This window comes from Mycobacterium sp. 1165178.9 (assembly GCF_001673555.1).
In the GTDB taxonomy this organism is placed as follows: Bacteria; Actinomycetota; Actinomycetes; order Mycobacteriales; family Mycobacteriaceae; genus Mycobacterium.
The window spans coordinates 1-13,131 of record NZ_LZMB01000576.1 but is presented as its reverse complement, the minus strand read 5'-3'; the positions used below and the strand labels follow the sequence as shown (position 1 = coordinate 13,131).

Below are 13,131 nucleotides of genomic sequence, written 5' to 3'. Positions count from 1 at the left end.
CGTCGATCAATGCGGCGGCCCGCGCCACGGCAGCGGCGTACTGAATGGCGGTGACGCCACGCGCGGCCGGGCACGGCGACACCTCCGCCTCGGCGCACAGCGGCCCGTGCAGCGCCGAGCGCCCCAGCCGGTTGGTGCAGGTTCGCAACCCGGTGAAGCGGGCCATCAGGGCGGCCGTGTCGGCGGCGTCGGCGCGGGCCCGGAACGGTCCGACGGCGCGGTCGTGCCGCGGCGCCCGCACCACCGCCAGGCGGGGGAATGCCTCCTCCGTCAGTGCCACCCACCACCACCGTTGCGGGAACCTGGACCGCCGGTTGTACGGCGGGGCGTGGGCGGCCAGCAGCCGCAGTTCGCGCACGCCGGCCTCCAGGGCGTGGGCGCATTCGACGTGGTCGACCGCGCCGGCCAGCGCGACCATCTCCTTCATGCGGCCCCGGGGATCGGCGCCGGTGAAGTACTGATTGACCCGTCGTCGCAGGTCGACCGCGGTGCCGATGTAGAGCACCTCGCCCGACGGCCCGCGGAACAGATACACGCCGGGCCGGCGCGGCAGCCCCTCGGCGAGCACCCGCTTGCGGCGCTGAGTGGGTGTCACGTCCGGCAGGTAGGCGCGCAGGTCGGCGTAGGTGTGCACGCCCTGGTTGCCCACTCGCTCGATGAGGGCGTGCAACACGTCGACGGTCGCGCGCGCGTCGTCGAGGGCGCGGTGGGTGGGTTGGGTGGCCACGGCGAACAACCGCGCCAGGGAGGCCAGCCGCACGCTGGGGGCTTCCTCGCGGCTGAGCACCCGGCGGGCCAGCCGGACCGTGCACAACACCTGGGGCCGCGGCCAGGCGATGTCGCACTGCTGCGCGGCGGCGCGCAGGAAGCCGGCGTCGAACCCGGCGTTGTGGGCGACCAGCACGGCTCCGCGGTCGAACCCGGCGAACTCCAGAAACATCGGCAGCACCGCGTCGATGGTCGGCGCGTCGGTGACCATCGCGGTGGTGATGCCGGTCAGCTGCACGATCTGGGGCGGGATGCTGCGCTGCGGGTCCACCAGGGTGGCGAACTCGCCGAGCATCGCGCCGCCGCGCACCTTGACCGCCCCAATTTCGGTGATCGCGTCGGGAACGGTTCCGTCGGTGCCTTTGGTGCGTCCGCCGGTGGTCTCCAGGTCGACCACGACGAAGGTCGTTTCGCGCAGCGAGAGCTCGTCGGGCGTGAACGGCGACCCCACGTCGGCGAAGCTCAGCTGAGTCGCACCCCGGAAAGCCACGGCGGTGACGTTAAGGGTGACGACCGACACCCGGGGGATCCCACGCCGGGCGCCTAGGCGGAATGCGGGGACGGATACGTGTCGGTGCCCGCGGTTACCGTTCGGGCAGTGCGGCGTGATGTTCGCCGAAGCCAGAGCGAGAGGACCGATCCGATGGCACCAGGAACTGGACCCAACGACATCGGGATGACGCCGCCGGAGCCGGGGACCCCGGTGGTGATCGACTGCGACGAGTGCGCGGTGCGCGGCCCCGGCTGCCGCGACTGCGTCGTCAGCGTGATACTCGGGGTCCCGGATACTTTATTGCAGGATGAACGGGCGGCTTTGGAGGTTCTTGCCGAGGTGGGCTTGGCGCCGCGACTTCGTCTTGTCCCGATTCGTCGGGATCGAGGATCTGGTGTAGCCTAATTGCCTTGTCCCACAAAGGTCCTCGGGCCATGCGAAACGATTCACATAGAAATGACAGAATTCTTTCTAATTTCTTAACCGCTCGCTTTGGACAAACGCCGATATCGTTTCGTAACCTGTTTGAGACCTAAACCAGCTCGACGATCTAAATCGTCGATGGCCGTTTAAGGAAGCAAATCTTGAGGCTTGACTCTAGGTACCCGGTTGCGCGTGTCCTGACACGTTCGGCCATAGGGGCACTAGCTGGCTTCGCGCTCTTCTTCGGCGTCGTGACCGCATCCGCGTGGGCCGACCCGGCCGAAGACGCCACGGCAAAACTCAACGAGCTGTCCCGCCAGGCCGAGCAGACCACCGAGGCCATGCACAGCGCCCAGCTCGATCTCAACGACAAGCTGGCCGCGCAGCGCGCCGCGGACAAGAAGCACACCGACGACCAGGCCGCGGTCGACGCGGCCAGGGCGCATCTGTCGTCGTATCAGGATTCGGTCAACAAGCTGGCCGCCGCCACCTACATGGGCGGCCACGTGGACGGCATGGAGGCCATCCTGACCGCCGGCTCGCCGCAGGGCCTGATCGACAAGCTGGCGGTGCAGCGGGTGATGGCCACGCAGATGGCCAGCCAGATGAAGAGCTACCGGATCGCGGGGGAGCAGGCCGCCAAGGCCGAGCGCGAGTCCGCGAAGTCGGCCGCCGACGCCAAGAGCGCGGCCGAGCAGGCCGCCGCGGTGAGGGCGAGCCTGCAGTCCAAGCAGAGCCAACTGCAGGTGCAGATCGCCGTCGTCAAGTCGCAATACCTTTCTTTGACCGCCGATCAGCGCACCGCGCTGGCCAATCCTGCTCCGCCTCCCGGCGCCCCGGCGCCGGAAGCGGCGCCCCCGGGCGCGCCTCCTGGGCAGGCGCCGGGTGAAGCCCCGCCCGGCGGCGGGATGCCCGGCATGCCTGGCATGGCACCCGGGGGGGTCGGCGGCGGCGACCGCGCCACCGTCGTGCAGGCCGCGCTGACCCAGGTCGGTTCGCCCTACGTGTGGGGAGGCTCGGCGCCCGGCGGATTCGACTGCTCCGGGCTGGTGATGTGGGCCTTCCAGCAGGCCGGCATTTCGTTGCCGCACTCCAGCCAGGCGCTGGCCCACGGCGGCCAGCCCGTGTCTATGGGGGATCTGCAGCCCGGTGACGTGCTGACCTTCTATTCCGACGCCTCGCACACCGGCATCTACATCGGTGACGGCATGATGATCCATTCGTCCACCTATGGCGTGCCGGTCCGGGTAGCGCCGATGAGCGCCGGCGGCCCGATTTACGACGCTCGTCGTTACTAGACACCTCCTACCGCGCCGGCGGCTCCCGCTGCTGCTGGCTTGGCTATTCATCGTCGAACTCCTCGTGGTCGCGGCCGTGCCGTTCGACGCCGTGCGCGAGAGCCGGATCCGACCCGCACAGCTGGTCATGCCCGCCCGCAGCCAGATCGGTGCGTCAACGAAGTCGGTCACCGTCGGCGATCGCACGGTGCGGCTGTCGGGCCTGGGCGGGCCCGCCAGTGACCGGTTGCTGGCCCGGGTAACCGCGGAGATGGGGGCGGCGATCACCGCGGTGGAGTCGTTCTGGGGCATCGACTGGCCCCGCGAGATCTCCGTGGTCGCGGCCGGAACGGACGAGGAATTTCGCGCCGCCGCCGGCGGGGGACCGGCGTCCCAGTGGGCCGATATCGCGGCCGTGACGGTCGCCGACCGCGTCGATCCCGTTCGCCGGGTTGCTGTCGGCCAGCGGATCGTCTTCGCGCCGGGCGCCGCCGCAATGAGCGCCGCATCGTTGCGAATCGTGTTGGCCCACGAGCTTTTTCACTACGCCGCCCGCACCGACACCGTCGCGGATGCGCCCCGCTGGCTCACCGAGGGGGTGGCCGACTTCGTCGCCCGCCCACCCATGCCGGTGCCGACCGACACCTTGCTACCCATGAAGCTGCCCACTGACAGCGACCTGGACGAGCCCGGAGCGCAGCGTTCGCTGGCCTACGACCGCGCCTGGTGGTTCGCCCGATTCGTCGCCGACGCCTACGGGCCGCCGAAGTTGCGCGACCTCTACCTGACCACCTGCGGCATCCGGCACAGCGACATAGCCGCCGCCAGCCAAGACGTGCTGGGCACCAGCCCGGCGGGTCTGCTCACGCGGTGGCAACAATGGCTGACCCACTAGGCCGGCCCGCGTGGCTCGCGGCCGCGGCCCAGCTCAGACCGTGTGCACGCGCGGCGTCGTCGCCAAGCTAGCCTGACGCACGTGAGTCGGGTCCTGCTGGTAACCAACGACTTTCCGCCCCGACCGGGCGGCATCCAGTCGTACCTCGGCGAGTTCGTCGGCCGGCTGGTCGACGCCGGGTCGCACTCGGTAACGGTGTACGCGCCGCAATGGAAGGGCGCTGAGGCGTACGACGAGGCGGCCAAATATCGGGTGGTGCGCCACCCGGGCACGCTGATGCTGCCTGGCCCGGCGGTCGATACCCGCATGCGGCGGCTGATCGCCGAGGAGGACATCGACACCGTCTGGTTCGGCGCGGCCGCACCGCTGGCGCTGCTGGCCCAGCGGGCCCGCGGCGCCGGGGCGAGCCAGGTGCTGGCCAGCACGCACGGCCACGAGGTCGGCTGGTCGATGCTCCCGGTCGCGCGCTCGGTGCTGCGCCGCATCGGTGACGACACCGACGTCGTCACCTTCGTCAGCCGCTACACCCGTTCCCGGTTCGCGCCGGCCTTCGGCCCCAAGGCTTCGCTGGAACACCTGCCGCCCGGAGTAGACATCGATCGGTTCAGGCCCGATCCGGCGGGCCGCGCGCAGCTGCGCGCCCGCTACGGCCTGGGGGAGCGGCCGACCGTGGTGTGCGTGTCCCGGCTGGTGCCGCGCAAAGGTCAGGACATGCTCATCAAAGCCATGCCGTCGATCCGGCGACGTGTCGAGGGCGCCGCCCTGGTCATCGTCGGGGGTGGTCCGTACGCGGACTCGCTGCGCGAACTGGCCCGCGAATGCGGGGTGGCCGACGACGTGACCTTCACCGGCGGTGTGCCACCCGCCGAGTTGCCCACACACCACGCGCTGGCCGATGTGTTCGCGATGCCGTGCCGCACCCGCGGCGCGGGGCTGGACGTCGAGGGACTGGGCATCGTATTCCTCGAGGCGTCGGCGACCGGCGTGCCGGTTATCGCCGGAAAGTCCGGGGGAGCGCCGGAAACGGTGCAGCACAACAAGACCGGGCTGGTCGTGGACGGCCGCGAGGTGAACGAGATCGCCGACGCCGTCACCGGCTTGCTGACCGACCGCGACCGGGCCGCCGCTATGGGCGCGGCCGGACGCGACTGGGTGACGGCCCAATGGCGCTGGGACACCCTGGCGGAGCGGTTGGGCAGGCTGCTCGGCTGATCGGCGGTGCGCCCGCCTCACGCCGGCGGGTCCCCCGCAAGCGGGAGGCGCCCCCAGCGCGGCGCCGGACGGCTAATCCTTCTCGTAGATGGCCTCGATGTCGGAGGCGAACTTCTCGGCCACCACGTTGCGCTTGACCTTCATCGTCGGCGTCAGTTCACCGGTGTCCTCGGTGAAGTCGACCGGCAGGATGCGGAATTTGCGAATCGACTCCGCATGCGACACCGCCTGATTCGCGTCCTTGATCGCCGCGTCCACCTCCGCGACCAGGTCGGGATCGGTGGTCAGATCGCTCACAGACGTGCCGGCCCCCTTCTGGTTGCGCTGCTTCCAGCCGTCGAACGCCTCCGGGTCGATGGTGATCAACGCGCCGATGAATGGCTTGTTGTCCCCGACGACCATCGCCTGGCTGATCAACGGATGCGCCCGCAGCCGGTCCTCCAGGACGGCCGGCGCGACGTTCTTGCCGCCGGCGGTCACGATGATCTCCTTCTTGCGCCCGGTGATCTTCAGAAAGCCGTCTTCGTCGAGCGCGCCCAGATCGCCGGTCCTGAACCAGCCGTCGGTAAAGGCGTCTTCGGTGGCCTGCTCGTTGCGCCAGTAACCGCTGAACACCACGCCGCCGCGCACCAAGAGCTCGCCGTCGTCGGCGATGCGCATGCTGTTGCCGGGCACCAACGTTCCGACGGTGCCGATCTTGACGTTGCCGACCTGGTTGACGGTGATCGCCGAGCTGGTCTCGGTCAGGCCGTAGCCCTCGTGGATGGTCAGGCCCACGCCGCGGTAGAAGTGCCCCAGCCGCGAGCCCAGCGGCGCTCCGCCGGAGACGGCCGCGTGGCAGTCGCCGCCCAGCGCGGCGCGCAATTTGTTGTACACCAGCCGGTCGAACAAGGCGTGCTTGGCGCGCAGCGTGAGCCCGCGGCGGCCGCGGTCCTGCGCCTCGCTCCAGTCGACGGCGGTCTGCACGGCCGTCGCGAAGATGCGGCCCTTGCCGTCGTTGGAGGCGTTCTGCTCGGCGGTGTTGTAGACCTTCTCGAACACCCGCGGCACCGACACCACCACGGTCGGTTTGAACACCGCGAACAGCGGCACCAGGTTCTTGATGTCGCTGGTGAAGCCGACGGTGACCTTGTTCGCGAACGCGGACAACGTCAGTGAGCGGGCCAGCACGTGCGCCAGCGGCAAAAAGACCAGCAGCCGCTGTCCCTCGTCGAGCAGTGTTGGCAGGCTCTCCTTGGCGCCGCGGGTCTCGTACAGCAGATTCGAGTGCGTCAGTTGGCAGCCCTTAGGCCGCCCGGTAGTGCCGGAGGTGTAGATGAGTGTCGCCGGGTCCTTGGCCCGCAGCGCCTTGAGGCGCGCGGTCAGCTCGGCCGGTTCCACCGATGCGCCTGCCTCCACCAGCTGGTCGAGTGCCTTGGGACCCGAACCGTCGATGTGCAGCACCCGGCGCAGTGCCGGCAGTTCGGCGGTCAGCTCGGTCACCATCGCCGCGTGCTCGTCGGTCTCGGCGAACGCCAGCACCGCCTCGGAGTCCTGCAGCACCCAGCGGACCTGCTCGGCCGACGATGTCTCGTAGATGGGCACGGTGACCGCGCCCACCGCCAGGATCGCCAGGTCGAGGATCGCCCATTCGTAGCGGGTGGCCGAGAAGATGGACACCCGGTCGCCGGCCTGCACGCCCAGGGAGATCAAACCAAGTGCGGCGGAGCGGATCTGATCAGCTGCCTCACCGCAGGTGACGTCGGTCCACTCACCCTCTACTTGACGCTGATAGATGACGAAGTTGGGGTCATCGCGCTCGTGTTCGAAGACCATTGCGGCGATGTTGTCCTGTTCGCCGACGGAAAAGCGGGCGGGGACGCTGTACTCACGCACTCTTATGACCTCGATTGACCTCGTGAAGATTCCCGGGAGCCGGGTTGCTGCCGACCAGCCTAATCCGCGCGTTGACCCAGCACGGCCGGAGTGGGTCAGGCCGCCCCGCGATTGCCCGCCGTGACGTCCCGAGCGCCCTCGGCAGGGCGCCGCGGGCCGGTGTGTGAAGCTGTGATCATGAACAGCATCCAGATCGCGGATGAGACGTTCGTCGCCGCCGACGGGGCGCGGGTCGGGGCCGCGGTCGCCGATCGGTCGAGCTGGCGCCGCTGGTGGCCGGACCTGCGGCTGCAGGTCGTCGAGGATCGCGGAGAAAAAGGCATCCGATGGGCGGTCACCGGCGCGCTGACCGGGACCATGGAGATCTGGCTGGAGCCGTCGCTGGACGGTGTCGTGCTGCACTACTTCCTGCACGCCGAGCCGTCCGGGGTGGCGGCCTGGCAGCTGGCCAGGATGAACTTGGCGAAGATGACGCACCGCCGTCGGGTGGCGGGCAAGAAAATGGCCTTCGAGGTCAAGGCGATACTGGAACGGTCACGTCCGGTCGGAGTTTCTCCGGTAGTTTAGCCGGGTCAGGTCCGCGCAGAGAGTACGGTGTCGGACCGAGACCCGAGGGGTCCCCCACATCGGAGGGGTCGATCCGTTCGCGGGAGAGAGGGCAGCAACCAGGTGGCGGAGAAGACGACGCAAACCATCTACATCGAAGCCGACCCGGGCACCGTCATGCAGGTGATCGCGGACATTGATTCCTACCCGCAGTGGATCTCGGAGTACAAGGAAGCCGAGGTCCAGGAGAAGGACGCCGACGGCTACCCCAAAGTTGCGCGGATCGTCATGGACGCCACGGTGATCAAGGACACGATGGTGATGTCCTACAAGTGGCCCAAGGACCGCCGATCCGTGAGCTGGACGCTGGTGTCGAGCTCTCTGCTGCGTTCACTTGAAGGCTCATATCGGTTGGCGGCCAAAGGATCTGGCACCGAAGTCACCTACGAACTGTCCGTTGACCTGGCGATGCCGATGATCGGTCTGCTCAAGCGCAAGGCTGAGCGCCGGTTGACCGACACCGCGCTGAAGGATCTAAAGAAACGAGTCGAGGCTGAGTGAGTCCGCTGCGCCTGCCCCGGCCCGGATCAGCCTTTTCGTCGGCAAAGGCGGGGTAGGGAAATCCACCCTGGCTTGCGCCACCGCCGTCGGTGCAGCAAGCGCCGGGCAGCGGGTGCTTGTGGTCTCCACCGACCAGGCGCACTCGCTGGGTGACGTCCTGGGCGTCGCCGTCTCGCCGAGCCAGGGCGAACCGGTGCGCGTGCTCGCCGACCTGGAAACCGGGCGAGCGGAAGCCGGCGGCGGGTTCCTCGACGCACTGGCATTGGACACGCTGGCCCTGCTCGAGGCCCGGTGGCATGACGTAATCGCCACGGTGGACCGGCGCTTTCCCGATTCGGAGCTGGGTACCATTGCGCCCGAAGAGCTTTCGGCGCTACCGGGGGTCCAGGAAGTGCTCGGCCTGCACGCCGTCGGCGAGCTGGCCCGCTCGGGAGAATGGGACCGCGTGGTCGTCGACTGCGCGTCGACCGCCGATGCCCTGCGGATGTTGACGCTGCCCGCCACCTTCGCGCTGTATGTCGAGCGGGCGTGGCCGCGGCATCGCCGGCTGTCGGTCAGCGCCGACGATGCCCGGTCGGCGGCGGTGGTCGAACTGCTGGAGCGGATCAGTTCCAGCGTGGAGTCGCTCAGCACGTTGCTCACCGACGGCGATCTGGTTCGCGCCCACCTGGTGCTGACGCCCGAGCGGGTAGTCGCGGCCGAGGCCGCCCGAACCCTGGGCTCACTGGCCCTGATGGGGGTGCGCGTCGAAGAGCTGATCGTCAACCAGGTTCTGTTGCAAGACGACTCGTACGAGTACCGCAACCTGCCCGAACACCCCGCCTTCTACTGGTATACCGAGCGCATCGTCGAGCAGCAGAGTGTGCTCGACGAACTCGACGCCACCATCGGTGAGGTGTCGCTGGTGATGACTCCGCACCTGTCCGGCGAACCGATCGGTGCCAAGGCGCTGAGCGGGCTGCTCGACGCCGCCCGGCGGCGGGGCGGGACGGCGCCGCCCGGCCCGCTGCGGCCCACCGTGGACCTCGAGTCCGGGACGGGGCTAGGGTCCATCTACCGAATGCGGCTGGCGTTGCCTCAACTCGATCCGTCGGCCCTGACATTGGGCCGCGTCGATGACGATCTGATCATCAGCGCCGGGGGATTGCGGCGACGGGTTAGGTTGGCATCAGTACTCCGGCGGTGCACCGTGCTGGACGCACATCTGCGGGGTAGCGAGCTGACGGTGCGTTTTCGACCAGATCCGGAGGTGTGGCCTAAGTGAGTGGGGCTCATTCCGACATCGGTCCGGAACTGCGCAGGCTCGCCCAGACGATCCTGGACGGCATCGACCCCGCGGTGCGCGCGGCGGCGGCGCTGACGGCCGGCGCGGGCGTCGGCACCGGCAAGTGTCAGCAGATCTGGTGCCCGGTGTGCGCGCTGGCCGCGTTGGCAACCGGCGACCAGCACCCGCTGCTCACGGCGATCGCCGACCACAGCGTCGCCCTGCTCGAGGTGATCCGCGACATCGTCAAGGACATCGACCGGTCCGCCAAGCCGACACCGGAACCGCCGAACGGTCCGCCCGACGGCGGGCCCGCCCCCCCGGGTGACGCCAAGGAGGCCACGTCGCGGACCCGTTATCAGCCCATCCCGGTCACGCTCGAGGAGTGAGCCGGCTGCGTCGCAGTGGTCCCTGCCGATGGGGATGGGTACAGTTGGCGCAGAACATCAGCGCCTGTTGCCGAGAGGGAGAGCCATGTGGTACTGGCTATTCAAGTACGTGCTCCTCGGCCCGCTGCTGTCACTGCTCGGGCGGCCGAAAGTTGAAGGCTTAGAACACGTTCCGAGTTCCGGGCCGGCGATACTGGCCAGCAATCACCTGGCGGTGATGGACAGCTTCTACCTTCCGCTGGTGGTGCGGCGCCGCATCACGTTCCTGGCCAAGTCGGAGTATTTCACCGGCACCGGTGTGAAGGGCTGGTTCCAGCGGTGGTTCTTCACCGCCGTTGGCCAGGTGCCGATCGATCGCACCGACGCCGACAGCGCCCAGGCAGCGCTGAACACCGCGCAGCAGGTCCTGAGCCAGGGCAAGTTGCTGGGCATGTATCCCGAGGGCACGCGCTCGCCGGACGGGCGGCTGTACAAGGGCAAGACGGGGCTGGCGCGGTTGGCCCTCGAGACCGGTGTTCCGGTGATCCCGGTCGCGATGATCGGCACCAACGTCGTCAACCCGCCGGGGACGAACATGCTGCGGTTCGGCCGGGTCACCGTCCGCTTCGGCAAGCCGATGGACTTCTCCCGGTTCGACGGGCTGGCAGGCAACCGCTTCATCGAGCGGGCCGTCACCGACGAGGTGATCTACGAGTTGATGGGGTTGTCCGGTCAGGAATACGTCGACATCTACGCGGCGAGCCTGAAAAAGGACGGTAACGGCGACGCGGCCGACGGCGAGGCGGTTCGGATTCCCGAGACCGCCGCCGGTTAGCCGGCCGCGGTAACCGGCGTCAACCGCTGCGGGGCCGCATCGCGCGCAACCCCGCGGGCGGTGACGGTTACCCCGACCGTGACGATGACCGCCAGCGCCCACCACACGTAGGACATCCCGGCCAGCTGACGCCACCAGGCCGCGCTGGCCTCGTGATGCTTGGGCATCAGGTCGATCGGCGACCAGCGCATCAGCGCCACCCCGATGGCGCAGACCGCCATCAGTGCGACGTTGCGGCGACGCCAGCCCACGATCCCGGTCACCAGCAGCGTGGGCAGCACCCAGACCCAGTGGTGCGACCAGGACACCGGCGACACCACCAACCCGAACAGCGCGACGCACACCAGCGCGAGAGTGGGCTCGCCGGCGCGCAGCGCCCGTCGCATCGCCCAGACCGTCATCGCGAGCACCAGCAGCGATGCGGCCACCCAGAGCAGGTACGGTCCCTGCTCTGCAAGCGCCAGCCGGGCCAGGGCGCCGGCGATGTTCTGGTCGGTGTTCAACGACGCGGAACCGATCCGGTCCGTGTGATGCACGGTGTGCGTCCAGTACTCCCACGAGTCGTTCCAGGCCAGGACGAAACCGATCAGCGTCGCCCCCGCAAAAGACGCCAGCGCGGTCAGCGCCGCGCGGTTGTCCCGTCGCAGCAGGAAATAGAGCAGGAACACGGCCGGGGTCAGCTTCAACGCCATGCCCAGGCCCAGCAGCAGACCACGCGGCCACGGAGTGCGCCGCGGCAGACAGTCGGCGATCACCAGCGTCATCAATACGACGTTGATCTGGCCGTAGGCGAAGTTCGAGCTGATCGGTTCCAGCCAGATCGACGCCGCGGCGGCGACGATGGCCAGCCACAACCGGCGCAGCCAGGCCGGGCCGGGCAGGACCGTCGAGGTGCCCCAGACGTCCAACCGCGCCAGCACCATCGCGGTCGACACGACCAGCAGCAGCAGGGTCAAGGCGGTGATCGCGACGCTGGCGGTGGGCATGTGCATCCAGGCGAACGGGCAGAACACGATGGCCGCCAGCGGCGGATAGGTGAACGGCAGATTCACGATCGGTGTGTGGAACAGCGCATCCCCGCGGTATAACGGGCGGCCGTCCATCCAGGCCCGGGCGCCCATCTGATAGACGTCGATATCGATGCGATAGGGCGTGTGTCCGAACAGCTGCCAGGCCGCATAGCTCAGCCCCGCGGCGGCCACCAGCCAAGCCAGCGACCACCACAGCACCCACCCGGGTCGATTGCCCACGCCGGGCGCCTGCCGTGTACTCATGTCGCACAACAGCGTAATGGGTGCCCGGGCCCCGACCCGCCTGGTGCAGCGCGGGTCCCACCGGCCCGGCGCAGACAGGCGTAGCTTTCAAGAGTGCTCCATTCGTTCGTGGCCGAGGTGACCCGATGGTTCGCACACGACGTCTACGACCGCGGCCACCTGCCGCTGCTGTCCTGCCTGGTCGCCTTCATCCTGACGTTTTTCGTCACGCGAACGTTCGTGCGGTTGATCCGGCACCGCGCCGACAACGGCCGGCCCACCCGGTGGTGGCATCCGCGCAACGTCCACGTCGGCGGAGTGCACATTCACCACGTGACCTTCGGGGTTGTGCTGACCCTGCTGTCCGGCTTGACGCTGGTCACGCTGTCGATTGACGGCCACGAACCCGAATTCACCATTGCGGCAACCTTTTTCGGAATCGGTGCCGCCCTGGTCCTGGACGAGTACGCGCTGATCCTGCACCTGTCGGATGTCTACTGGTCCGAGGACGGCCGGACCTCGGTGGACGCGGTGTTCGCGGCGGTGGCGGTGGCGGGGCTGTTGATCATGGGGCTGCACCCACTGATGTTCTTCCTGCCGATCTGGCACAACGCCGAATCGACGTTGCTGCGGGCCGTCGTGGCCAGCGCGATGGCGTTGACGCTGCCGCTGGCCGTCGTGGTGGTGCTCAAGGGCAAGGTGTGGACGGGCCTATTGGGCATGTTCCTCGTCGTTTTGCTGGTCATCGGCGCGATCCGGCTGTCGCGCCCGCACGCGCCCTGGGCGCGCTGGCGATATTCCACGCAGCCGGACAAGATGCGCCGCGCGCTGCAACGCGAGCGGACGCTGCGCCGCCCGGTGGTGCGGGCCAAGCTGTACTTGCAGTGCGCTATCGCCGGCACACCGCGGTTGCCCGACGACCGCACGGTCGACGCCACGCTCGACCAGGAGGTCCACCCCGCGCCGGCGCCCACCGGGCCTATCCTGATCAGTCGCTAGTCCGCGGCCTGAGCCGGTGGCCGGCGGCGCTCGCGGCGTTCCGGCGCCGGTCTAGGCTTCCCAAGTGCGGTATTTCTACGACACCGAATTCATCGAGGACGGCCGCACCATCGAGCTGATCTCAATCGGCGTGGCCGCCGAAGACGGCCGCGAGTACTACGCGGTATCCACGGAATTCGACCCCGAGCGCGCCGGGCCCTGGGTGCGCGCCAACGTGCTGCCCAAGTTGCCGCCGCCGGCCTCGCGGCAGTGGCGTTCCCGCCGGCAGATCCGGGAAGACCTGGAGGCCTTCTTCGGCTTGGATTCTGGGGGATTGGCCCCTGAGCCGATCGAGCTGTGGGCGTGGGTGGCGGCCTATGACC

At 68.8% G+C, this 13,131-nt stretch carries 13 protein-coding genes and 1 pseudogene; 11 read left to right on the top strand and 3 right to left on the bottom strand.

Features of this window, described 5'->3' with window-relative positions; genetic code table 11:
• Positions 1-1,288 (bottom strand): DEDD exonuclease domain-containing protein (locus A5652_RS24690; RefSeq protein WP_067358264.1); only part of this gene is annotated, 1,288 nt, incomplete at its 3' end.
• Positions 1,289-1,411: 123 nt separating this feature from the next.
• Between A5652_RS24690 and A5652_RS27260 the strand changes: the two genes are divergently transcribed.
• From A5652_RS27260 to pimB, 4 genes are all read left to right on the top strand, one after another.
• Positions 1,412-1,666, top strand: coding sequence for a hypothetical protein (locus tag A5652_RS27260; RefSeq protein ID WP_232001429.1), 255 nt, complete (start codon positions 1,412-1,414; stop codon positions 1,664-1,666).
• A gap of 179 nt (positions 1,667-1,845) precedes the next feature.
• Entirely contained in the window at positions 1,846-2,982 is a 1,137-nt protein-coding gene (gene ripC, locus A5652_RS24685) for a peptidoglycan hydrolase RipC (protein WP_067358260.1), read from the top strand.
• Positions 2,983-3,013: 31 nt separating this feature from the next.
• On the top strand, positions 3,014-3,856 hold the full coding sequence (locus A5652_RS24680; protein ID WP_067358257.1) for a DUF4157 domain-containing protein: 843 nt from the start codon (positions 3,014-3,016) through the stop codon (positions 3,854-3,856).
• 81 nt (positions 3,857-3,937) lie between these two features.
• On the top strand, positions 3,938-5,068 hold the full coding sequence (gene pimB, locus A5652_RS24675; RefSeq protein ID WP_067358254.1) for a GDP-mannose-dependent alpha-(1-6)-phosphatidylinositol monomannoside mannosyltransferase: 1,131 nt from the start codon (positions 3,938-3,940) through the stop codon (positions 5,066-5,068).
• Positions 5,069-5,140: 72 nt separating this feature from the next.
• Here the strand turns inward: pimB and A5652_RS24670 are convergent, their stop codons facing one another.
• Complete coding sequence (locus A5652_RS24670; protein ID WP_067358251.1) at positions 5,141-6,943, bottom strand: long-chain fatty acid--CoA ligase; 1,803 nt, start codon at positions 6,941-6,943, stop codon at positions 5,141-5,143.
• Positions 6,944-7,120: 177 nt separating this feature from the next.
• Between A5652_RS24670 and A5652_RS24665 the strand changes: the two genes are divergently transcribed.
• The 5 genes from A5652_RS24665 (at position 7,121) to A5652_RS24645 (ending at position 10,517) form a co-directional block, all read left to right on the top strand.
• Complete coding sequence (locus A5652_RS24665) at positions 7,121-7,510, top strand: polyketide cyclase / dehydrase and lipid transport (protein ID WP_067358267.1); 390 nt, start codon at positions 7,121-7,123, stop codon at positions 7,508-7,510.
• A 102-nt stretch (positions 7,511-7,612) separates the two neighbouring features.
• Positions 7,613-8,050, top strand: coding sequence for an SRPBCC family protein (locus tag A5652_RS24660; RefSeq protein ID WP_067358248.1), 438 nt, complete (start codon positions 7,613-7,615; stop codon positions 8,048-8,050).
• A complete protein-coding gene (locus A5652_RS24655) occupies positions 8,043-9,314 on the top strand; it encodes an ArsA family ATPase (protein ID WP_197514104.1) in 1,272 nt (423 codons plus the stop codon). Before A5652_RS24660 ends, A5652_RS24655 begins: the two co-directional genes overlap by 8 nt.
• Positions 9,311-9,703 (top strand): hypothetical protein, encoded by a 393-nt coding sequence (locus A5652_RS24650; protein ID WP_067358242.1) that lies wholly within the window; start codon positions 9,311-9,313, stop codon positions 9,701-9,703. Before A5652_RS24655 ends, A5652_RS24650 begins: the two co-directional genes overlap by 4 nt.
• Positions 9,704-9,788: 85 nt before the next feature.
• Positions 9,789-10,517 carry a 1-acyl-sn-glycerol-3-phosphate acyltransferase gene (locus A5652_RS24645; protein WP_067358239.1) on the top strand — a complete coding sequence of 243 codons (729 nt, stop codon included), beginning with the start codon at positions 9,789-9,791 and terminating at the stop codon, positions 10,515-10,517.
• Here A5652_RS24645 and A5652_RS24640 read toward each other — a convergent pair.
• The gene (locus A5652_RS24640; protein ID WP_067358236.1) at positions 10,514-11,791 is read right to left on the bottom strand and encodes a glycosyltransferase 87 family protein; all 1,278 of its coding nucleotides are present in this window, start codon (positions 11,789-11,791) and stop codon (positions 10,514-10,516) included. The two genes, A5652_RS24645 and A5652_RS24640, sit on opposite strands and share 4 nt — an antisense overlap.
• Positions 11,792-11,899: 108 nt before the next feature.
• Between A5652_RS24640 and A5652_RS24635 the strand changes: the two genes are divergently transcribed.
• Together A5652_RS24635 and A5652_RS24630 are read left to right on the top strand one after the other, a co-directional pair.
• Positions 11,900-12,769, top strand: coding sequence for a hypothetical protein (locus tag A5652_RS24635; protein WP_369805868.1), 870 nt, complete (start codon positions 11,900-11,902; stop codon positions 12,767-12,769).
• A 64-nt stretch (positions 12,770-12,833) separates the two neighbouring features.
• Positions 12,834-13,131: pseudogene (locus tag A5652_RS24630) on the top strand (3'-5' exoribonuclease); the annotation flags it as partial.